Annotated in this window: 19 protein-coding genes, 1 tRNA gene and 1 rRNA gene; 11 read left to right on the top strand and 10 right to left on the bottom strand. The window is 60.6% G+C overall.

Annotation, left to right across the window (positions count from 1 at the left end; genetic code table 11):
* Positions 1–81: 81 nt before the first annotated feature.
* Together rfaD and EJV47_RS21895 are read right to left on the bottom strand one after the other, a co-directional pair.
* Complete coding sequence (gene rfaD / locus EJV47_RS21890; RefSeq protein ID WP_126695343.1) at positions 82–1,047, bottom strand: ADP-glyceromanno-heptose 6-epimerase; 966 nt, start codon at positions 1,045–1,047, stop codon at positions 82–84.
* A 60-nt stretch (positions 1,048–1,107) separates the two neighbouring features.
* A complete protein-coding gene (locus EJV47_RS21895) occupies positions 1,108–2,340 on the bottom strand; it encodes a hypothetical protein (RefSeq protein ID WP_126695344.1) in 1,233 nt (410 codons plus the stop codon).
* A gap of 436 nt (positions 2,341–2,776) precedes the next feature.
* Here EJV47_RS21895 and EJV47_RS21900 point away from each other — a divergent pair, with 436 nt between their 5' ends.
* The 5 genes from EJV47_RS21900 to EJV47_RS21920 all read left to right on the top strand — a co-directional run bounded on the left by EJV47_RS21900 (position 2,777) and on the right by EJV47_RS21920 (position 6,790).
* On the top strand, positions 2,777–3,682 hold the full coding sequence (locus tag EJV47_RS21900) for an ABC transporter substrate-binding protein (RefSeq protein ID WP_126695345.1): 906 nt from the start codon (positions 2,777–2,779) through the stop codon (positions 3,680–3,682).
* Positions 3,679–4,683, top strand: coding sequence for a FecCD family ABC transporter permease (locus tag EJV47_RS21905; protein ID WP_126695346.1), 1,005 nt, complete (start codon positions 3,679–3,681; stop codon positions 4,681–4,683). Before EJV47_RS21900 ends, EJV47_RS21905 begins: the two co-directional genes overlap by 4 nt.
* 87 nt (positions 4,684–4,770) lie before the next feature.
* A complete protein-coding gene (locus tag EJV47_RS21910; RefSeq protein WP_126695347.1) occupies positions 4,771–5,190 on the top strand; it encodes a 6-pyruvoyl trahydropterin synthase family protein in 420 nt (139 codons plus the stop codon).
* A 161-nt stretch (positions 5,191–5,351) separates the two neighbouring features.
* Positions 5,352–6,461, top strand: coding sequence for a lipid-A-disaccharide synthase (gene lpxB, locus EJV47_RS21915; protein ID WP_126695348.1), 1,110 nt, complete (start codon positions 5,352–5,354; stop codon positions 6,459–6,461).
* 23 nt (positions 6,462–6,484) lie between these two features.
* The gene (locus EJV47_RS21920; protein WP_126695349.1) at positions 6,485–6,790 is read left to right on the top strand and encodes a hypothetical protein; all 306 of its coding nucleotides are present in this window, start codon (positions 6,485–6,487) and stop codon (positions 6,788–6,790) included.
* A gap of 229 nt (positions 6,791–7,019) precedes the next feature.
* On the opposite strand, the gene clpX is transcribed toward EJV47_RS21920, so the two are convergent.
* The 8 genes from clpX to EJV47_RS21960 form a co-directional block, all read right to left on the bottom strand.
* The gene (gene clpX, locus EJV47_RS21925) at positions 7,020–8,246 is read right to left on the bottom strand and encodes an ATP-dependent Clp protease ATP-binding subunit ClpX (RefSeq protein ID WP_126695350.1); all 1,227 of its coding nucleotides are present in this window, start codon (positions 8,244–8,246) and stop codon (positions 7,020–7,022) included.
* Between the two features lie 501 nt (positions 8,247–8,747).
* Positions 8,748–9,452, bottom strand: coding sequence for an ATP-dependent Clp protease proteolytic subunit (locus tag EJV47_RS21930; RefSeq protein WP_059072713.1), 705 nt, complete (start codon positions 9,450–9,452; stop codon positions 8,748–8,750).
* A gap of 134 nt (positions 9,453–9,586) precedes the next feature.
* Positions 9,587–10,915, bottom strand: coding sequence for a trigger factor (tig, locus tag EJV47_RS21935; RefSeq protein WP_126695351.1), 1,329 nt, complete (start codon positions 10,913–10,915; stop codon positions 9,587–9,589).
* 129 nt (positions 10,916–11,044) lie between these two features.
* A tRNA-Leu gene (locus EJV47_RS21940) sits at positions 11,045–11,129 on the bottom strand.
* Positions 11,130–11,219: 90 nt separating this feature from the next.
* Positions 11,220–11,993, bottom strand: coding sequence for an enoyl-CoA hydratase/isomerase family protein (locus tag EJV47_RS21945; RefSeq protein ID WP_126695352.1), 774 nt, complete (start codon positions 11,991–11,993; stop codon positions 11,220–11,222).
* A gap of 121 nt (positions 11,994–12,114) precedes the next feature.
* Positions 12,115–14,169 carry a phenylacetic acid degradation bifunctional protein PaaZ gene (gene paaZ, locus EJV47_RS21950; protein ID WP_126695353.1) on the bottom strand — a complete coding sequence of 685 codons (2,055 nt, stop codon included), beginning with the start codon at positions 14,167–14,169 and terminating at the stop codon, positions 12,115–12,117.
* 164 nt (positions 14,170–14,333) lie between these two features.
* On the bottom strand, positions 14,334–15,116 hold the full coding sequence (locus tag EJV47_RS21955; RefSeq protein ID WP_126695354.1) for an enoyl-CoA hydratase-related protein: 783 nt from the start codon (positions 15,114–15,116) through the stop codon (positions 14,334–14,336).
* A gap of 198 nt (positions 15,117–15,314) precedes the next feature.
* Positions 15,315–15,788 carry a hypothetical protein gene (locus EJV47_RS21960; RefSeq protein ID WP_126695355.1) on the bottom strand — a complete coding sequence of 158 codons (474 nt, stop codon included), beginning with the start codon at positions 15,786–15,788 and terminating at the stop codon, positions 15,315–15,317.
* Positions 15,789–16,042: 254 nt separating this feature from the next.
* Here EJV47_RS21960 and EJV47_RS21965 point away from each other — a divergent pair, with 254 nt between their 5' ends.
* From EJV47_RS21965 to EJV47_RS21990, 6 genes are all read left to right on the top strand, one after another.
* On the top strand, positions 16,043–18,250 hold the full coding sequence (locus EJV47_RS21965; protein WP_126695356.1) for a RelA/SpoT family protein: 2,208 nt from the start codon (positions 16,043–16,045) through the stop codon (positions 18,248–18,250).
* A 74-nt stretch (positions 18,251–18,324) separates the two neighbouring features.
* The gene (locus tag EJV47_RS21970; RefSeq protein WP_126695357.1) at positions 18,325–18,858 is read left to right on the top strand and encodes a hypothetical protein; all 534 of its coding nucleotides are present in this window, start codon (positions 18,325–18,327) and stop codon (positions 18,856–18,858) included.
* Positions 18,859–18,976: 118 nt separating this feature from the next.
* A complete protein-coding gene (locus EJV47_RS21975) occupies positions 18,977–19,447 on the top strand; it encodes a Fur family transcriptional regulator (protein ID WP_126695358.1) in 471 nt (156 codons plus the stop codon).
* Positions 19,444–19,794, top strand: coding sequence for an STAS domain-containing protein (locus EJV47_RS21980; RefSeq protein WP_078011413.1), 351 nt, complete (start codon positions 19,444–19,446; stop codon positions 19,792–19,794). The genes EJV47_RS21975 and EJV47_RS21980 overlap by 4 nt, the downstream gene beginning before the upstream one ends.
* Positions 19,795–21,066 carry an adenylosuccinate synthase gene (locus tag EJV47_RS21985; RefSeq protein ID WP_126695359.1) on the top strand — a complete coding sequence of 424 codons (1,272 nt, stop codon included), beginning with the start codon at positions 19,795–19,797 and terminating at the stop codon, positions 21,064–21,066.
* A 708-nt stretch (positions 21,067–21,774) separates the two neighbouring features.
* Positions 21,775–21,891 (top strand): 16S ribosomal RNA (locus EJV47_RS21990); the annotation flags it as partial.

Below are 21,891 nucleotides of genomic sequence, written 5' to 3' on the forward strand. Positions count from 1 at the left end.
CGGGCAGTTCGTCCGAAAAAAGGGAAAATTCCGGACAAACCCGCTGTCGGAGCTATTGGCAGGGGGGCGGCGCGTCCGGGCCTACAGGTACGCGCCCGGCAGCAAAAAGTCGCGCACGTACTCGTGAATCCCGTCTTCGAGGCGCGTGAACGGCCGCTCGTAGCCGATGCTGCGCAGCTTGCTCATATCGGCCTGGGTGAAATACTGGTAAGTGTCGCGGATGTCCTCGGGCGTGTCCTTGAACTTGATGTCGGCCGTCTTTTCCAGCACGGCGAAGGTGTTCAGGGCCAGATCGAGGAAGGTGCGCGCCTCGCCGGTGCCCAGGTTGTAGATGCCCGAGTGGCGGCGCTGGTGCATCAGAAACACGCACACGTCGGTCAGGTCGCGCACGTAGATGAAGTCCCGCTTCTGCTCCCCGTCGGCGTAGTCGGGGTTGTGCGAGCGAAATAGCTCCATGGAGCCCGTGCGCTGCACCTGCTGGAAGGTGTGGAAGATAACCGAGGCCATGCGGCCCTTGTGGTACTCGTTGGGGCCGTAGACGTTGAAAAACTTCAGCCCGGCCCAGAAAAACGGCTTTTCCGCCTGCTGCACGGCCCAGTTGTCGAAGTCGTTCTTCGATTCGCCGTAGGGGTTCAGGGGGCGCAGCAGCGGCAGCAGGGCCTCGTCGTCGGAGTAGCCCAGGGTGCCCGAGCCGTAGGTGGCGGCCGAGGAGGCGTACACCAGCGGCAGCTGATACCGCACGCAGGCCTGCCAGAGCTGTTTCGAGTAGTTCAGGTTCAGCAAATCGAACACGGCCACGTCCTGCTCGGCCGTGTCGGTGCGGGCGCCGAGGTGAAAGACAAACTCCACCTGCTCGTGGTTTTGGTCGAGCCAGTCGAAAAACTCGTTGCGGTCCACGTACTCGCGCAGGCGCTTGCCTTTCAGGTTGAGCAGCTTGCGCTCCACCGAGAAGTTGTCGACCACGACCACGTCGTTGAAGCCGTCGGCGTTGAGCCGGCTCACCAGGCAGCTGCCAATAAAGCCCGCTGCGCCCGTCACGATAATCATAAGCTGGAGTTGGGTTCGTCTGAGCTGCGAAGTACGCAGTTTCCGGCCGGTCGGACGCGCTCAGGGCCTCCGCGCCGGGGCGGGCAGGGCGCGGGCCAGGGCCGAGTTCGGGCGGATGTAGGGCCGCAATGCCGCGTAGGGGATGAGCACGTTCAGCTCGTATACGCCCGGACCCACGCAGTACTCGTACAGGTTAAACTCGTGAATAACGAGGCCTTGGTGGGTCAGCAGCATATGCTCGGTGGTAGTGGCGGCGGCAACGGTTTCGTTTATCGTCTGCAGGATGTGGGCCCGGGTGCACTGCTCGTCGGGGTCGTCTGAATCTGCCTTGTCCACCAGGTCCGTGAGCACCCAGGCCAGCTCCTGCTGGAAGTAGCGCCGAAACAGCGCCCGGTAGTCACCTTGCAGCAGGGCATCCAGCGGGAGGGGGCGCAGCCCCGGCATCGAAAGGACAGTGTACTCGTGCTGCCGCTGAAACCCTGGGCTGCCGCAGCCGTCGACCCGGTCTTCGCGCGCAATGCTCACCAGCTCGGGCGTGAGCAGCTCCAGCGTAGTGGTATGGGAGTAGCAGGGGTTCAGCCAGGCGTACGATTTAGCGGGGTGCAGCCGCGTCGGGGCCCATTCATTGGCGTCCTGGGCCAGCAGGTCGTTGAGCGCGGCTTCGGCTTGCTTGTCGGCCAGGCCGGCCACCAGCGGATAGCGGTGGTCGGAGTAAAGATCCACCGTGGGCTCGGGCTCGTCCGGGTCGGGCTTGAAGAGCGGCGAATCATCGGTTCGGCGTACCGGCTGCACGTACAAATCACCCTGCCAGTAGCCGGGGCTGAGCTTGGCGGCATACGCGTAGTCGTAGGCCTGCCGACGGCGGCGCAGCTTCAAGGGCAGCCGCCGGGCCTTGCCCGTGGCCTGCCAGTACCCGGTAAGCAGACTGTCGCCGTGGAGGCGGGCGCGTATCTGGGCCGTGGCTTCAGAGTATGCCCCGTTGTAGGACGGCGCCGCGGACTCGCCCAGCTCCAGGGAGTCGGACCAGCGGCTGCCGGTCAGGGCCAGGTCGGCGCCCCGCCGTAGGTAATAGTAGCGGGCCGTCACCCGCCCGGTGGTGTCGCTCAGCTCCAGGTTCAGCACCACTGGGTACGGGCCGATAGTGCCGGTATACACCCGCTCATTGGTAGCTGGCGGGACGACCGGTACCGCTGCTGGCGCGGCGCCACCGGTCGTTTGCGGCGGGTTTGAGGCGGTGAAGCTGGTCGTCAGCAGGCCAGCCAGCAGAGCGCGGGAAGCGGAGGCGGGTAACAACGCATCAGGGGTTAGGGGATAAGTGAAGATACGACGGACCTTGCCGGCAGCCAACGAAAGCGTTGCCAGTTTAATTTCAATTTCGATGAGCTGAAGGTAGCTGACCAGTTTATCGACCCGCAGCAACTGCCCGGGAGCGAAGCGGCTCGGCTGCTGCGCATGGTCCACCGCCAGCTTGCCTGGTGCTACAGCCCGGGCAACCCGCTGCGCGGCCTCGACCCGCTGGCCGGCTCCAGCACTTGGTCGACGCCGAGGAGCCGGCGCTTCCGGCCACGCACCGCCCCTACCGGTGCCAGCTTTTGCACCAGCAGCAGAGGACCAGGCCGCGCAAGCCCGGAAAGTTCGGTCTGATGCAGGCACGGCACCTGGGCACCATCCGAAATCGGGCCGGCGGCGCTGGCCTCCGTCAGCATCTGCCGTCTACCTTTGCCGGGCCATGCGCCAACTTTATTCCGTACTGCTAGGGGCTCTGCTGCTGGCTGCCTGCTCCCAGGCCCCCGAAACCGCCCAGACGCCGCAAGCCGCCCCTCATCCCTTCACGGTGCAGGACGACCTCGGCCGCCCGGTCACGTTCAAAGCGCCGCCGCGCCGCATCATGGCCCTGGCCGCCTCAATGACGGAAATGCTCTACGCCGTGGCCGATACCAGCACCGTCGTCGGCCGCACCCAGGTGTGCGACTTTCCGGCCGCCGCCCGGCGCAAGCCCGTCGTCAACAGCTACCCGCTGGATTTTGAAACGCTCGTCGGCTTGCATCCCGACGTGGTGTTCACCGTCGAAGGCATCACCAGCCCCGCCGACGCCGCGCGGCTGCAGGAGCTGGGCATTCCGGTGTACTACCAGCGTTACCAGAAAGTCACCGACGTATTCCGAGGCCTCAGCGACCTGGGCCGCCTGCTCGGCCGCGAAGCCCAGGCCAGGCGACTCACCGATTCGCTGACGCGGGAGCTGCGCCAGCTGGCGGCCGATACCGGGGCCGGCCCGCGCCCCCGCGCCCTGGCCGTCATTTCCGCCGACCCGATTTATGCCTTCGGCCGCAATACCATCTTCACCGACAAAATCCGACTGGCCGGCGGGCAGAATGCGCTGGCTGAGGACTTTCCGCAGCCCTACCCGGCCCTCACGCGGGAGTACATCCTGAAGCTCAACCCCGATGTCATCATCGGCGGGCGGTTTGGGCAGATGGACAGCACCTTCTTCCGCATGTACCCCGAGCTGCGCCGCACCACGGCCTACCGCACCCGCCGCGTGTATCCCGTCACCGGCGACCTGATGGACCGGCCCAGCCCGCGCGTGGTGGAATCGGTGCGGGAGCTGCAGCGCCTGCTACGCCCTGCCCGATGAGCCGCCGCGCCCCGCTGCTGTTCCTCGCCCTGGCCTTCGCGGCCGCCGCGCTGCTGCTCGTCGGGCTGCGCGTAGGCAGCGTGGCGGGCGCCACTTATGCGACCCTCTGGCAGGCCCTCAACCACTTCGATGCCGATAACCCCGCCCACGTCGTGCTCATCGAGCTGCGCCTACCGCGCCTGCTGCTGGCCCTGCTGGCCGGTGGCGGCTTGGCCCTGAGCGGCTACCTGATGCAGGCCATGACCAACAACCCGCTGGCCGACCCGTACCTGCTCAGCACGGCCTCGGGTGCCTCGCTTGGCGCGCTGGTGATGAACATTCTGCTGCCCACGGCCAGCGCCGTCACGCCCTGGCTGGTGCCGCTGGGCTGCTTGGCCGGGGCCGTAGGGGCCACGGTGCTGGTTATCGGTCTGGGCAGCCGCCGCGGCCACCTGATTCCCGCGCAGCTGCTGCTGGCCGGCGTGGCCCTGTCGTCCCTGCTGAACGCCTTCGGCGGCCTCATCACCTTCCGCGCCCAAACCGATTCGCAGCTGCGGGCAGCCATTTCCTGGGGCCTGGGCAGCCTGGAACGGGCCGGCTGGCCCTTGCTGGGCGGGCCGGCCGTGGCGGTGCTGCTGGGTATGGTGGCTGCCTGGCTGTTGCGCGGCCACCTCAACGTGCTGCTGCTGGGCGAAGAACGGGCCGCCGCCCTGGGCCTCGACGTGGGGCGCACCCGCTGGCTGCTGCTGCTGGCCTCGTCGGGCATTACGGCGGGCGTGGTGGCCTTGTGCGGGCCGCTGGGCTTCGTGGGGCTCATTGTACCGCACGCCACGCGGGGGCTGCTGGGCGTCACGGGCCGGCTGAACGTGGCCTTCTGCGCCCTGCTCGGTGGCACCTTCCTGCTCGGCTGCGACCTGCTGGCCCGCCTGCTCAATCCGCCCGCCGGCCTGCCCGTCGGGCTGGTCACGGCCCTGTTCGGCGTACCGTTCTTCGTATATTTGCTGCGACGTAAGGGGGCTTAGGGTCTTGGGAGCGTGGGAGCTTGGAACGCAGTTTCAACTCCGATGGCCCCCAGACCCTAAGCCCCCAAGTCCCCAAGATCCCGCCAAATGATTTACATCAGTCGCCAGGAACACTTCAACGCCGCCCACAAGCTCTACAACCCTGCGTGGAGCGAGGAGCGCAACAAGGAGGTGTTCGGGCCCTGCGCCAACGCCAACTGGCACGGCCACAACTACGACCTCATTGTCACCGTCAAAGGCCAGCCCGACCCCGATACCGGCTTCGTGGTCGACCTGAAAGCCCTCAGCACGCTGATCCGTGAGCATATCATCCGTCACGTCGACCACAAGAACCTCAACCTCGACGTGCCCTTTATGAGTGGCAAGCTCGCCAGCACCGAAAACCTGGCCGTGGCCTTCTGGGAAATCCTGCAGCGGGAGCTTCCTCGTATTACCAGCACGGCCCAGCTGCACGGCATTAAAATCTACGAGACGCCCCGCAACTTCGTCGAATATTTTGGCGAGTGAATCAATTAAAAATTGAGAATTAAAAATTAAGAATTGCGTATTGAAGCTCATCGGAACGTCCAGTTCCCGACCTTCAAACACAGCTTTGGCAGCCCATAATTGCCGACAGCTGCCGTCTGCAGTTCAATTTTTAATTCTTAATTTTTAATTCTTAATTGGAAATGAAATACTACCTCATTGCCGGCGAACGGTCCGGCGACTTCCACGCCGCCCGCCTCATGCGCGCCCTCAAGCAGCGCGACACCCAAGCAGAATTCCGCTGCTGGGGCGGCGACATGATGGAGGAAGCCGGTGGCACTATGGTGCACCACTACCAGGAAATGGCCATTATGGGCTTCCTGGAAGCCGCCACCAGCATCTTCAAGTTCCGCCGTTTCCTCAAGGAGTGCGAGCAGGATTTGCTGGCCAACAAGCCCGACGTGCTCATTCTGGTCGACTACGCGGGCTTCAACCTGCGCGTGGCCAAGTTTGCCAAGGCGCACGGCATTAAGGTATTCTACTACATTTCGCCCAAAATCTGGGCCTGGAACCAGGGCCGCGTCCATAAAATCAAGGCCCTGGTCGACCGGATGTTCGTTATCCTGCCCTTCGAGCGGGAGTTCTACCAGCGCTTCGGCTACGACGTGGACTACATCGGCAACCCCACCGCCGACGCCGTGCACGAGCACGCCCTGAGCGACGACTTCCACCAGCGTAACGGCTTCGACCCCAAGCGGCCCATTATTGCGGTGCTGCCCGGCTCGCGCAAGCAGGAAATTGAGGAAATGCTCTTCGAAATGCTGCGCATCCTGCCGCCCTTCCTCGATTACCAGTTTGTGGTGGCCGGCGTGTCCAACCTCGATCCGGCCTACTACCGCCACTTCGAGCGCATCAACGTGCGCATCGTGGTCGACCAGACCTACGACCTGCTGCGCCATGCCAAGGCGGCCATCGTCACCAGCGGCACTGCCACCCTGGAAACCGCCCTGTTCGATGTGCCCCAGGTGGTGTGCTACCGCACCAGCGCCGTGTCGTACCAGCTGGCCAAGTCCTTTATCAAGGTTAAGTACATTTCCCTGGTCAACCTCATTGCCGACCGCGAAGTGGTGAAAGAGCTGATCCAGGGCGACTTCACCGCCCGCAACCTCGTCATTGAGCTGCACAAGGTGCTCGACGACGAGAAATACATTGCTCAGGTGAAAGCCGGCTACGCCGAAATCCGCGAGAAGCTGGGCCGCACCAATGCGGCTGATAAAGCGGCGGAGCTGATGGTGGGGTATTTGAAGAAGTAAGGTTACTGCCTTTGCAAACGCCAATGGACCTGGGAACAGCTGTTTCCGGGGCCATTGGCGTTTGCAAAGGCGTATCTTCGGCCTATCGCACGGTAGTCACCCCGCCAAAGCGTCGTCTTATAAAGACGAAGCCCCGGCTGCAGGAACAACCGGGGCTTCAGGAAGTGGGTGCTCGAACACCCTTTCTTCCAGCCAAGATGAAAAAGGGACGTGCGAAAAAGAAGTCGTGGCTACGCGGCTTCTTTCGGAAAACCGAAAAACTGTGGTTGCAGTTCTTCGGGGCAGCAATGCGGGTCGGGTTAGAGTACCTGATTAAGCAGCTGCTGTAGTAGCAGGTGGCAGGAGGCTTCGGCGTTCTGCCACTTTTTGTGTCCGCCCGACCGGCTGACAGGGCGAATATACGCAGACGTGCAGCATTTGTGCTGCATCCTTGCACGATTGATACGAGATGCACCCCGAAACTGTGCAGGGTTGTCGCATAAACGCTGCACATCTGCTACACAAAAAAGCCCCGCAACTTTTGTCGCGGAGCTTTCTTGCATTTAATCCGTGCAAGCCTTACGCCGCCCGCAGCTGCTTCAGCGGCGACTTCTCGAACTTCTCGTGGGCATAGTCCAGGTCGATGACCAGCTCCGTAGTGTCCGTCACCGAGGGCATGTCGAACATGGCGTCGGTCATGATGCTTTCACAGATGGAGCGCAGGCCGCGGGCGCCGAGGCGGTACTCGTCGGCCTTTTCCACGATGTAGTCCAGGGCCTCGTCGGTGAAGGTCAGCGTGATGCCCTCCATTTCGAACAGGCGGCTGTACTGCTTCAGGATGGAGTTCTTGGGCTCCGTCAGAATCATGCGCAGCGTGGCCTTGTCCAGTGGGTTCAGGTGCGTCAGCACGGGCAGGCGGCCGATCAGTTCGGGAATGAGACCGAACTGCTTCAGGTCCTGGGCCGTGATGTAGCGCAGGAAGTTGTTGGTGTCCACCTTCTCATCCAGCATCGTCTTGGCGAAGCCCAGCGGCTTGGTGTTCAGGCGGCTCTTGATGATGCGGTCGATGCCCACGAAGGCGCCGCCGCAGATGAACAGGATGTTCTCGGTGTTCACCGTAATCATCTTCTGCTCGGGGTGCTTGCGGCCGCCGTGCGGGGGCACGTTCACCGTGGTGCCTTCCAGCAGCTTCAGCATGGCCTGCTGCACGCCCTCACCGCTCACGTCGCGGGTGATGCTGGGATTGTCGCTCTTGCGGGCAATCTTGTCCACCTCGTCGATGTACACGATGCCGCGCTCGGCCGCTTCCACGTTGTAGTCGGCGGCCTGCAGCAGGCGGGTCAGAATGCTTTCCACGTCCTCGCCCACGTAGCCGGCTTCGGTCAGCACCGTGGCGTCGGCAATGCAGAAGGGCACTTGCAGCACCGAGGCCAGCATTTTGGCCAGGAAGGTCTTGCCCGTGCCGGTTTCGCCCACCATGATGATGTTCGATTTCTCAATCGTCACGTCGTCCTTGCCGACGGGCTTCTGCATCAGGCGCTTGTAGTGGTTGTACACCGCCACGGCCAGCACCTTCTTCGCTTCATCCTGGCCTACCACGTACTGGTCGAGGTATTCCTTCATGTCGCGGGGCTTCACGAGGTTGAACTTCGGCGTCTTCGAATTCGAACGAATCTTGTTCTCTTCGTTCAAAATCTGCTGCGCCTGCCCGACGCACCGCTCACAGATGTGCGCGTTGATGCCGGAAATCATGATGGAAACCTCGCGCTTGCTTTTGCCGCAAAACGAGCAGGTGATATCTGCCATTGTCGAAGGAAAGTCGAAAAACTAACGGAATTAGCCGTGCTGGGCCGAATACCGTCTCAAAGGTACGGATTTGCAAACGCCCCGCTCTCACATAAAAGTGCCGAACTGCGGGGCTTCTACAAAAAGAACAACCGTCTCACCCTGAAGTTACCATTCAGAATGAGACGGTTGCATGAGCGGCCGTTCGTCACCAGAACTTTGTCGCCGAACGATCGGAATTACTGGCTGGGCAATTATTGCATTGGCTAATCAGAACGTCATGTCGAGCTTGTCGAGACATCTCGCGTGCTGACGTTGAGCCGCCAATAGAACGGTGCAAAAAGAACGTCATGCTGAGCGCAGCCGAAGCATCTCTACCGCTTCGTTGGAATCAGGAATTACTGACAGTAGAGATGCTTCGCGGGGCTCAGCATGACAATACTATCTAGCGAGATTGGCTTCGCCTTCCTTCGGTTCCTCGGCTTCGCTCGGAATGACGTTCTATTTAGTCGTTTCACCTGCTTACTTATCCAGCTTGTGGCGCTCCAGCACCTCGTCGATGATGCCGTACTCTTTGGCTTCATCGGCGCGCATCCAGTAGTCACGGTCGGAGTTGTCGTGCACTTCCTGGTAGGTTTTGCCGGTGTGCTTGGCCAGGATGTCGTACAGCTCTTTCTTCAGCTTGAGAATTTCGCGGGCGGTAATTTCGATATCCGACGACTGACCCTGCACGCCGCCCGAAGGCTGGTGAATCATCACGCGGGCGTGGGGGAGGGCCGAGCGCTTGTCCTTGGCGCCACCGGCGAGCAGCACGGCGCCCATGGAGGCGGCCAGGCCGGTGCAGATGGTAGCCACGTCCGGACCCACGTACTGCATCGTGTCGTAGATGCCGAGGCCGGCGTACACCGAGCCGCCGGGCGAGTTGATGTACAGCAGAATGTCCTTCTTGGCGTCGGCCGACTCCAGGAACAGCAGCTGGGCGGTAATGATGTTGGCAATGTAATCGTCGACGGGCGTGCCCAGGAACACGATGCGGTCCATGATTAGGCGCGAGAACACGTCGATTTCGGCGAAGCGCGTGGGGCGCTCCTCGATAACCGACCGCGTCATGTTCGTGACGAAATGGCGGCTTTGCCCTTCGATGTGGTGCAGATACTGGTCGACACCCAAGCCGCTCAGGCCTTGGCCCTTAACGGCGAATTTGCGGAATTCCTGTTTGTTCAGCATTGACTGAAAAGGTAGGAGGGATGGTTGGTACGGCTGATGGTGGCTACTGCGCCGGAAGCCAAGGGTACGAAAAAAGCCCTTACTCCGACGAAGTAAGGGCTTTTTTTTAGCGGGAATCAACCCCGGCGCGGAAATTACGCCTGCGGGTTGCTCCGGAAGTCCTCGGCCGTCATCGGCTGGTCCTTCACAACAATCTGACCACGCAGGTTCTCGACTACTTTATCTGCCAGAATGGCTTCGTACTCCTGCACGTAGTTCTTGCCGTTCTCCTGACGCAGGTAGTTGTCGGCAAAGCCGCGGACGGATTCGCGCAGTTCGTCGCCGACTTCCGGCATGTTGAACTGGGCCAGAATCTTGTCCATGGTGCGCTCCAGGATTTCCTCGTTGGTCACCTTCAGGCCCTGCTCTTCCACCACTTTGTTGCGGATGAGCGACCATTTCAGCTCTTTGGCGTAGTCCTCGTAGTGCTCATCGATCTGCTCCTGGGTTACTTTGCCCTGGTTGGCAGCCAGCAGCCACTTCTTGAAGAACTCCCGGGGCAGGTTGATTTCGGTCTGCTCAACGATTTTCTGGATCAGGCGACGGGTCAGCACGTTGTCGGCTTCGCGGTCGTAGTTCTGCTGAATCGTCTCGTTGATTTTGGCGTCGAACTCCTCGCGCGAGGTCACCGCGTCCTTGCCGAACACCTTGTCGAACAGGTCCTGGTCGTACTCGGCGTGCTTGGAGCGGTGAATCTGCTCCACTTCGAAGGTGTATTCGCCTTCTACGCCGGCAGCCAGCTCTTTCGACAGGCCCGAGAAGTTGGCAATGGCCGATACGTCGCCGCCGAAAGCGTCTTTCAGGTCGAAGGTCACCACGTCGCCGGCTTTCACGCCGATGAACTTGTCGGCGCCGTTTTTCACCTTGTTGGTGGGCAGCAGCACTTTCTGCGAAAAATCAGTGGTTTCCTGCTTCAGTTGGCCCGAAATGTAGTCACCGGCCTCCGAGGTTTCGGGGTTGGTGTTTTCGCCGAACTGGCGGCCAATCTGCTCGTAGGTTTCCTCCAGCGTGTTCTGGTCCAGCTCCACCTTGGGGCGCTCCACCTCGAAACCTTCGCCGGTGGGCAGGGTGAATTCGGGCACCAGGCCCAGCTCGAACTGGAATTCGTAGTCCTTCTGCGAGTCAAAGTCCACGTTGGTGGGCACCGGCAGCGGGTCGCCGATGAGGCGCAACTGGTGCTCCTTGATGTAGCCGTCGACGGCCGAGTTCAGCTGCTTGTTGATTTCGTCCACCAGTACGCCCTTGCCGTACATTTTGCGCACCAGCCCTACCGGCACCTTGCCCGGCCGGAAGCCCTTGATTTGCGCCCGTTTGCTGACGTCCTTGATCTGCTTTTCTACGGCTTCGGCGTAGTCAGCTTCCGTGAGGCGCACGGTCAGCAGGGCGCCCTGCTGTTCGTCTTTTTTGTCGAGGGTGATTTCCAAAACGAGTCGGAGGTTAAAAGTAAGCGGGTCGGCAAGACCCAGTTAGGTAAAAAAGCAACAAGCCCCCAACGCACCGGGGCCGGGGTGTTGAGGGCCTGCATCGAGGCTGCTGCCGAAACAGCAGTGGAGTGGTGCGGATGGAGGGACTCGAACCCACACGCCTTGCGGCACCAGATCCTAAGTCTGGCACGTCTACCAATTTCGCCACATCCGCATAGCCGGGCCGGTCGCCGCGGGGCCGCAAAGCTAAACAAGTGCGTCGGAAAATCAAACCCTTGCGGGAAGATGGCGGTTGTGCGGGGCCCTAGCGGCTCTTAAAGCGCGCAATGGCCTGCCGGGTGAAATCCGACAAGACCAACCGGCCGCTGATACCGGCGCGCTCGGTCAACAATTGGTCCCAGTGCTCGGTACCCTGCCAGAACACCTGCTTCAGCTCGGTCAGCGCCTCGGGGTTGTAGGCGGCCAGCTTGGCAGCAAAGGCGGCCACCACCTGGTCGAGCTGCTCGGTCGTCTCCAGCACTTCCGCGTACAGGCCCCGGTCGCGGGCCCAGGCCGCCGGGCGAAACTCCGCGGCATCCAGCGCCAGCTCGGAAAAAGCTGCTTTGCCCAGCTTGCGCTCCACCGCCGGCCCAACCACGAAGGGCCCGATGCCCACCACCAGCTCACTGAGCTTCACCGCGGCCTGCGCGGTGGCAAAGCAATAATCCGTGGCCGCCGCCACGCCTACGCCGCCGCCGATGGCCTTGCCCTGCACCCGGCCGATGATAATGCGCGGGGAGGTGCGGCAGGCGTTGATGACTTTGGCGAAGCCGGAGAAGAACTGCAGTCCTTGCTCGGCATCCTCAATGGCCATCAGCTCGTCGAAGGAGGCGCCGGCGCAGAACGTATTTTCACCCTCGCTGCGCAGGATGATGATCTTGGTCTGTGCCTCCTGGCCGACGCGGGTGATGGTGTCGGCCAGCTCGGTCAGCAGGGCGCCGGGCAGGGAGTTGTGGCTGGGGTGGAAAAAGGAAACGGTGGCAATGCCCTGGGCGTCAGTCGTGGTTCCGACTTTGCCGGCGGTGAGGAGGTCGTTCATGGGGATGGGCTGAGTTGTTTCTCGCAGAGGTTCGCGGAGGGTTTCGCGGAGGTCCGCAGAGCCGTTCTAGAACAACTCAGCGAACCTCTGCGCCTCTTCTGCGGACCTCTGCGAGAAAAAATTACGCTTGGTCTTTCTTCTTCACCATCGTCAGGATGGTGGCTACGGCCACGGTGTCGCCGATTTCGTCGGTTACCTGCACCAACCAGCGCACGATGCCCTTGGCCACGTCGTCCTCGGAGCGTTTTTCCTGGGCTATCTTCTCCTTCACCGTCAGCTGCACGCCGATGGTCATGCCGGGGTACACGGGCTTGGTGAAGCGGCACTCGTCGAGGCCGTAGTTGAGCAGCACCGGCCCTTTGCGCGGGTCCACGAACATGCCGGCCGCTTTCGACAGGATGTAGTACCCGTGGGCCACCCGGCCGGTAAACAGCGTACCTTCCAGCGAAGTCGCGTCGACGTGGGCGTAGAAATTGTCGCCCGACACCTGCGCGAAATTGGTAATGTCGGCCTCCGTGACGGTGTGGCGGTGCGTGGTGTAGGTCTGCCCGATGCTCAGCTCCTCGAAGTAGTGCTGGAAGGGGTGCTTGTCGCGCTCCGTTTGCTTGGCCCCTTGCTGGTACACCTCCGAAATGGCGGTAATCATGCTGGGCGAGCCTTGCACGGCCACGCGCTGCATGAAGTGCTCCACGCCGCGGATACCGCCCATTTCCTGCCCGCCGCCGGCGCGGCCGGGGCCACCGTGAATCAGCAGCGGCAGCGGGGAGCCGTGGCCGGTGCTTTCCTTGGCTACTTCCTGGTTCAGCACCAGGATGCGCCCGTGGTGCGTCGCCGCGCCGAGCACGAATTCCTGCGCTACCAGCGGGTCGTTGGTAGCTACGGAGCACACCAAGGAGCCTTTGCCCATATTGGCCAGCTTCACCGCGTCGTCCACCGACTTGTAGGGCATCAGCGTCGTCACCGGGCCGAAGGCTTCCACCTCGTGCGAGTCGGTGAAGCGGAACGGGTCGGAGTTCAGCAGCACGATGGGGGAGATGAACGCGCCGGTCTTGCAGTCGGCCCCGATAACCTGCACGTTGTCCAGGTCGCCGTACACGATGGGCGTGTTTTTGGCCAGCTGCTGCACTTTCTCGCGCAGGCGCTGCACCTGCTCCATGCCGGCCAGGGCGCCCATGCGCACGCCCTCGGCCAGCGGGTGGCCGATGGTAGTTTGCGCCAGCGCCTTACCCAGGGCAATCTGCACGTCCTCCACCAGGTGCTCGGGCACGATGGCGCGGCGGATGGCGGTGCACTTCTGCCCGGCCTTGGCCGTCATTTCCTTGCGCACCTCCTTGATGAAGAGGTCAAACTCCGCGGTGCCGGGCGTGGCGTCGGGGCCGAGAATGGCGGCATTGAGCGAGTCAGCCTCCAGGTTGAAGGGTACGGCTTCCTGGATGATGCGGGGGTGGGCGCGGAGCTTGCGGCCGGTTTCGGCCGAGCCGGTGAAGGTCACCACGTCGCGGTAGTCCACGTGGTCGAGCAGCCCGATGCCGGAGCCCACCACCAGCTGCAGCGCGCCCTCGGGCAGGATGCCGGAGGCCACGATTTCGCGCACCACGGCCTCGGCCAGGTAGCCCGAGGGTACGGCCGGCTTCACGATGGCCGGCATACCCGCCAGTAGATTCACCGCAATTTTCTCCAGCATGCCCCAGATGGGGAAGTTGTAGGCGTTGATGTGCACGGCCACGCCCTCGCGCGGCACCAGCAGGTGCTGGGCCATAAACGAGCCGCCCTTCGACAGCCCAATCGGCTCCCCTTCCACGTAAAACGGCTTATCGGGGAATTTGCGGCGTAGCGAGGCGTTGGCGAACAGGTTGCCGATGCCGCCTTCAATGTCAATCCAGGAGTCGGCGCGGGTGGCGCCGGTGCGGTAGCTCAGGGTGTAGAACTGCTCCTTCTTCTCCGTCAGGTGCAGCGCCAGCGCCTTGAGCATGCGGCCCCGCTCGTGGAAGGTCATCTTGCGCAGCTTGGGGTTGCCCACGCGCCGGGCGTAGTCGAGCATGGCCGCGAAGTCCAGGCCTTCGCCGTCGGCCAGGGCAATGACTTCACCGGTCGAGGCATCGTAGAGTTCTTGCTTGGGGCCCGCGCCGGGCATCCAGCGGCCCAGGGCGTAGTTTTCGAGGGTGGGAGTGCTCATGGGAAGAAGCAGATGCCGCCGCGGCGGCTGGTCAGTCGAAAGGAAAATCTGGTCGATGTAGAGACGCATAATTGCGTCTCTTCGTCCACGCTGCGTGAGGTCGTTGTCGTTCAACAAGGACGTTCTAGCGGGAGACGCAAAGTTGCGTCTCCACATCGGGCTGATTAGCGGCCGGTAAACGTGGGCTGGCGCTTCTCCAGGAATGCGGCCACGCCTTCGCGGTAATCAGTGGTGCTGCCGGCGCGTAGCTGGTAGTCGCCCTCGGCCCGCAGCTGCTGGGTGAGGTCGTTGCCGAAGGTGCCGTTCAGCAGCTGTTTGGTGTAGGCCAGCCCCTTGGTGGGCATGGCCGCCAGCCGCTTCGCCAGGGACAGGGCTTCCTGCTCGAACGCGTCGTCGGCAAACACCTTGTAGATCATGCCCATCTGCTGGGCCTCGGTGGCCGATACCTTGTCGCCGGTCATCATCAGGGCCGAAGCCCGCTGCATCCCAATCAGCCGGGGCAGGAAAAACGTGCCGCCGCTGTCCGGAATCAGCCCGATTTTGCTGAACGCCTGAATAAACGAGGCCGATTCCTTGGCCACTACCACGTCGCAGGCCAGGGCCAGGTTGGCGCCCGCGCCGGCCGCCACGCCGTTCACGGCGGCCAGCACCGGCTTGTCCAGCGCCCGGATCAGCTCCACGATGGGGTTGTAGTGCTTCTCCACGATGTCGGCTACCTCGGGCGCGTCGGGCCCGGTAATTTCGGCCAAATCCTGCCCGGCGCAAAAGGCCCGGCCGGTGCCGGTCAGCAGCACGGCCCGCACCTCGGGGTTGCGCTGACACTCGCGCAGGCGCTCCTGCAAGGCCAGCGCCACTTCCTTATTGACGCTGTTGAATACCTGCGGCCGGTTAAACGTGATGGTGGCAACGCCGCCGTCGAGGGAGAAAAGCAGAGTGGAATCGGACATGAGAAAGGGGTGGGAGAGAGGTCGGAAAAGCGGCATCAGCGCGTAGCCCGTGACGCCGCGCGGCAAAGCAGCAAGGGTAGCTGCCTTGTCAGACCAAAGCTAACAAGTGTTAGGGAAAAACGGCGGCTTTTCGGCGGCGGAGCTTTGCACCGACCCAGAACGTCATGCTCATCTGGGGTCCGCGCAGCCGAAGTATCTCTACAGCTTCGTTGATTCCCGAAAAAGAACAGGCTGGTATAACTTGTAATTACTCTTCTGCAAGAAGTTGAGCCCTATGCCTTGAGTGTAAGAAAACTGATTACTCTGTTTTCCATCTTCTCCAAACAGACGTATGATAGTTCTTCGTCCCTTGTGTTCTATCAAAATCCAGGATGTAAACAGCGCTATTACTACCTGCTGAAAGGCCGTTGGATGTTTGATGACATACTCATAGCTCCACTCAGGGATTTCATTAGCCCTGTCAATAAAAAAGCTGATACCATCGGAAGATATAGTCCACGCAAGGTGTAAGCTATTAGATTCTGCACCGGCCAACTCGAAGGCCATGCAATACTCCGAATTACTGAATCCGGGATTCTGAATGAAAGCCGGATTGTTCTGGATAGCTGGTTGGCCTATTGCTTCCAGGGCTTCATTTAGTAACTGAAGTATATCAGCCAATTGACTTTTCATGATGATACAATGCTTTGTCTATAGACTTGGGCAATATCAAAAACATCATCTATAATAACGCTACGCTGCTCATTCGGTAACGCCCAGCCCTCTTCCGCTGTTATCTTACCCGGTACTACCAAGCTCCACCGCCCCTTCGCCCAGCCGAACCGCGCTTCCGCACAGTTCCGCCCGGTAGGAGGGACCCCACCGGGCGCGGTTTTCGTACCTTCGTCGGCCGCCTTCCGCAAGCGGCCCGCAGTGCTTTTTCGCCAATGGCAACTCTCATAGATCCGGAGGTAGAGCGGCAGGAAATCCTGCGCCACTACCGCAAACTGCTCCGCACGGCCAAGCCCTACCTCAAAGGGGGCGACGCCAAGCTCATCAAAAAGGCCTTCAACACCTCCCTGGAGGCCCACAAGGATATGCGCCGCAAGTCCGGCGAGCCGTACATCCTGCACCCGCTGGCCGTGGCGCAGATTGTGGTGGAGGAAATCGGCCTGGGCACCACCAGCATCGTGGCGGCCCTGCTGCACGACGTGGTGGAGGACACGCCCTGGGAAATTTCCGACGTGGAGCGCGAGTTCGGCACCAAGGTCGCCCGCATCGTCGACGGCCTCACGAAGATTTCGGGCGTGTTCGACTACGGCACCTCCGAGCAGGCCGAGAACTTCCGCAAGATGCTGCTGACGCTGTCGGAAGACGTGCGCGTTATCCTCATCAAAATCGCCGACCGCCTGCACAACATGCGGACGCTCGACTCGATGCCGCGCCATAAGCAGCTCAAAATCGCGTCGGAAACCATCTACCTCTACGCCCCGCTGGCCCACCGCCTCGGCCTCTACGCCATCAAGAGCGAGCTGGAGGACCTGCACCTGAAGTACACCGACACCGAAACCTTCCGCGACCTGACGCAGAAGGTGCGCCAGAGCCGTGGCGCCCGCAACCGCTTCATCAAGGAGTTCGTGGCCCCGCTCGACGACGAGCTGAAAGCCCAGGGCTTCAACTTCGAAATCAAGGGCCGCCCCAAGAGCATCTACTCCATCCTGCGGAAGATGCGCAAGCAGAACATTCCTTTCGAGGAAGTCTACGACCTGTTTGCCATCCGCATCATCCTCGACGTGCCACCGGAGCAGGAAAAAGCCGCTTGCTGGCGCGTCTACTCCATCGTCACCGACTTCTACCAGCCCAACCCCGACCGCCTGCGCGACTGGGTGAGCACGCCCAAAGCCAACGGCTACGAGTCCTTGCACACCACCGTCATGTCCCAGACCGGCCAGTGGGTGGAGGTGCAGATTCGCTCCCGGCGCATGGACGACATTGCCGAGAAAGGCTACGCCGCGCACTGGAAATACAAGGACACCGGCGCCGTGCAGCCCGAATCCAGCCTGGAAGCGTGGATCAACAAGGTGCGCGAGATGCTCGAAACCAACAACTCCAGTGCCCTGGAGTTCATGGACGAGTTCCGCCAGAACCTCTTCGTCAAGGAAGTTTACGTCTTCACCCCGAAAGGCAAGCTGGTCATTCTGCCCGACGGCGCCACCGCCCTGGATTTTGCCTTCGAAATCCACACTCACATCGGCTTACAGTGCCTCGGCGCCAAAGTCAACCAGAAGCTGGAGCCTTTGAGCTACCGCCTGCGCAACGGCGACCAAGTCGAAATCCTGACTTCCCAAAAGCAGCGCCCGACGGAGGAGTGGCTGAGCTACGTCACGACGTCGAAGGCCCGCACCCGCATCAAGGACTACCTGCGCGACGACAAGCGCGCCAAGGCCGAGGACGGCAAGTTCCTACTCGAAAAGCGCCTGGAGCTGATAGGAGTGGAGCCCAGCCAGGACAACCTGAACCGCCTGCTGGCCCACTTCAACGTGCACAACCTGCACGAATTCTACTACCGCCTGGCTATCGGGCAGGTCGACGGCCGCGAAATCAAGGAAAGCCTCTTCGACCCCACCGTCCCGCTCCCGCGCACCCCCTCGATGCTGGAGCCGAAAGCCTTCGACCAGGAAGTGCAGAAGCTGCGCGGCGTGCGCCCGGATATGCTGGTCATCGGCCAGACCACCGACCTCATCCGCTACACCATTGCTACCTGCTGCAACCCCATCCCCGGCGACGACGTGTTCGGCTTCGAAACCGACCAAGGCATCGTCATTCACCGCACGTCCTGCCCGAAAGCCACCACGCTCATGTCCAGCTTCGGCAACCGCATCGTGCGCGCCAAATGGACCGAGCAGCTGGAGCTGGCCTTCCTCGCCGGTATCCGCATCAAAGGCTCCGACCGCGTCGGCCTCGTCAACGACGTCACCAAAATCATTTCGAACAGCCTCAAGGTGAACATGCGCTCCATCACCATCGACTCCGATGACGGCATGTTCGAAGGCCAGATCATGGTGTTCGTCAACGACACGGCCCACCTCGAAAAGCTCATCCAGCGCCTCAGCCGCGTCCGTGGCGTGTTGTCGGTCGAGCGTTTCGGCTCCTAAAACGACTCGGCAGTACATCCGAGTCTAAGTGCAGCACTCCTTAGTATATATAGGCCCTTTTCAAGAACTGACTTATGAAAGTTGTGCGCCAATACATCATAGTAGGGCTGGTCATGCTATGTGGCCAGGGATGCTCTAAATTTTTATGTAGTGATGAAGAGCTGGGATTTGCGCGTCTAGAAAACAATGCGGGTGCCCTGAAAATAAACGGATACTACTATGGAGATATTACTGGCGTTAACAGTGGCAACCCAGATGTATACCTATTCAACAAGAATGGAGTGTTTATCAATAGACGCTCATTCAACTTGAATGATGCTATTGCTGGAAATGTGAACCTTGAAATCAACGATTTAAAGAAAAAATACAAAGGAGATTATGGAGTGTACAGAATTGAGGGTAATAGGCTTGAGATACAATACTGGACGTCTCAGTCGAATGGATGCGTAAGTACACTTACAGAAAAAGGAACCATTACAAACGATTCAACACTCAAGATAACAAGTTGGAGCAGTAGCAGAGATGGGAAAAGCAAAAGTGTTGATGCTGTATTCAAGTTTGTTCATTATTCACAAAAACCCGATAGCGTTGTCTCGTTTATTCCGTGACATGAGCTGTGTCAATGATAATGGTCGATGCCAATTGCAGCTGAATTGCCAATAATCGTGCTGTGACAAAACACTTGCATCACGGTTATCCACCCAAAACCATAGCCCATCTGCGCTCATGCTAGATGTTGAGAAGTACGAGGAGGTAAAGAAGATTTTCACCGCCTACCTCGAAAGCAAGGGCCTGCGCAAGACCTCCGAGCGGTACGCCATCCTGGAGGAAATCTACTCGCGCACCGGCCACTTCGACGTAGAAGAACTCTACGCCGGCATGAAAGACCGCGGCGTGCAGGTCAGCCGTGCCACCGTTTATAACACCCTGGATCTGCTGGTCGAGCACCACCTCGTCAGCAAGCACCAATTCGGCCGCAACCTCGCTCAGTACGAGAAGTCCTACGGCTACCGCCAGCACGACCACGTCATCTGCACCGAGTGCCACAAAGTCGTGGAGTTCTGCGACCCGCGCATCCACGGCATCCAGACCATGGTCGGGGAGTTATTGAACTTCCATATCTTGCACCACTCTCTGAATCTTTACGGTATTTGCGGCGACTGCCGCGCCAAAGACGCTCGTAGTACAACTGAATGAGAACCGACGCCAACCTGCAAGACGGCATCCTCTCGGTCCGCCTTTCCGGCGACCTGATTGGCAGCCCCGATTCCCAACAACTCCTCCAGACCGTCGACCAGCACCTCGGCGACGAGGCCGTGAAGCTCTGCTCCGTCGACCTCTCCAATGTCCGCTACGTCAACAGCTCCGGCATTGGCGTGCTGGTGTCGCTGCTGACTAAATTCCGCAGCCGCGGCGGCGAGTTGGTCCTGATCAACCCCGCCGAGCACCCGCGCAAGATGCTGGCGCTGACCAAACTCACCTCCATCTTCACCATTGCCGACGACGAAGCAGCTGCCTCTAGCTTGCTCAAAAACGCCAACTAAATGCCCGTAGACGTACTCGTTGGCCTCCAGTGGGGCGACGAAGGAAAAGGTAAAATCGTGGACGTGCTTGCACCCACGTACGACGTAGTAGCTCGTTTTCAAGGCGGCCCCAACGCCGGCCACACCCTCACCTTCAACGGCACCAAGCACGTCCTGCACCAGGTGCCATCGGGTATCTTCCACCCGCACATTATTAATGTAGTCGGCAACGGCGTCGTCCTCGACCCCGTCGTCTTCCGCGAAGAGCTGCGCAAACTCACCGCCCGCGGCGTCGACGGCACCGCCAACCTCTACATCTCCAAGAAAGCCCAGCTCATCCTCCCGTCGCACCGCGCGCTGGACCGGATATGGGAAGAAGCCCGCGGCGGCGGCAAAATCGGCTCGACCCTAAAAGGCATCGGCCCGACCTACCAGGACAAAATTGGCCGCACCGGCCTGCGAGTAGGGGACATCCTGCACCCCAACTTCAAGGAGCGTTATAACGAGGCCGTCGAGCGGCATCGCCAGCTTGCCAACTTCCACCAACGCGAGCTGGAAATCGAAGAAGCCGAGCCCATCTTCTTCGAAGCCGTCGAAGAGCTGCGCCAACTCCGCCTCACCGACACCGAGTACCTGCTGAACGACCTGCTGGCCCAGGGCAAACGCATCCTGGCCGAAGGCGCCCAAGGCTCCCTGCTCGACATCGACTTCGGTACCTACCCCTTCGTCACCTCCTCCAGCACCGTGGTAGCCGGCGCCTGCACCGGCCTCGGCATCGCCCCGAAGCACATCGACAAGGTGTACGGCATCAGCAAAGCCTACTGCACCCGCGTCGGCAGCGGCCCCTTCCCCACGGAATTGCACGACGAAGTAGGGGAGAAGATCCGCCAAGCCGGCCGCGAATTCGGCTCTACCACCGGCCGCCCCCGCCGCTGCGGCTGGATCGACCTGCCAGCCCTGCGCTACGCCATCATGCTGAACGGCGTCACCGAAATCCACCTGATGAAAGCCGACGTGCTTTCCGATTTCGACGAAATCCAGGTCTGCACCCACTACAAGCGCCCCGACGGCAGCACCACCGAGCACCTGCTCGACCTCGCCGAGCTGCAGGAACTTACCCCCGAGTACACCCCGCTGCCCGGTTGGCAAACCAGCCTCGACAACATCTCGGAGCCCACCAACCTGCCCGCCCAGCTGACCGCCTACGTGCAATACCTTGAGCAGCAGCTCCAAGTACCCGTCAGCATCGTCAGCGTCGGCCCCGACCGCACCAGCACGATCCACCTGAACTAGCCCGAGGCTAGAAAATAAATGCGAAGGCCCGCTTGACATTGCGCAAGCGGGCCTTACCTTTGTCATCCCAGTTCGGCAAACGGCCAGCTGAAACCTCAAACGAGGAAGTTTTGAAAAGTTTTTCTGTCAAGTCTCTTGACTTTCTGAAAATGGAAGTGCTACCTTTGCACCCCGATTCAGCAGGAAGCGGCGAGACTAGCAAGCGGCGAAAAAAAAAGTTGCTTGCGGGGCTTGACACGACAGCATGATTGTTCCGACCTTTGCCCTCCGTTTCGCCTTGAAATGGTAGTCTAAAGAAAAGCAGCAAGAAAAAAACTTGCGCTTGGAACTTGCAGAGACGGCAACGAGTTTGTTACCTTTGCAGCCCGGTTCGAAACGTGAGCCGAGCAAGATTGAAAAGACGGGGTCAACGAAAAAAAGTTGCTCCGGGGCTTGGAAAGAAAGAACAAGGCTTCTTACCTTTGCAACCCGAAACGAAAACACCGAAGCGAACCGCGCTTTGGCACTGAACACAGCAGGTGTTCACACGTTCTTTGAGAGAGTGTTGAAAACGACAAGGTAGTAGCTACCGAAGCGCTGTGAAGCGCAGCAGGTAGTGAACCAAGCGAAACGAACAAACCAATCCTGTCAGACCGTCGTGCTTCGGCACGACAACGACAAAAGATGGCCAAGACAATCGCTACTCTTCGGAGTAGCAAACAAACTTTTACAATGGAGAGTTTGATCCTGGCTCAGGATGAACGCTAGCGGCAGGCCTAATACATGCAAGTCGAACGGGGCAGCAATGCCCAGTGGCGCACGGGTGCGTAACGCGTAGGCAATCTG

Source organism: Hymenobacter gummosus (assembly GCF_003970915.1).
Taxonomy (GTDB): Bacteria; Bacteroidota; Bacteroidia; order Cytophagales; family Hymenobacteraceae; genus Solirubrum; species Solirubrum gummosum.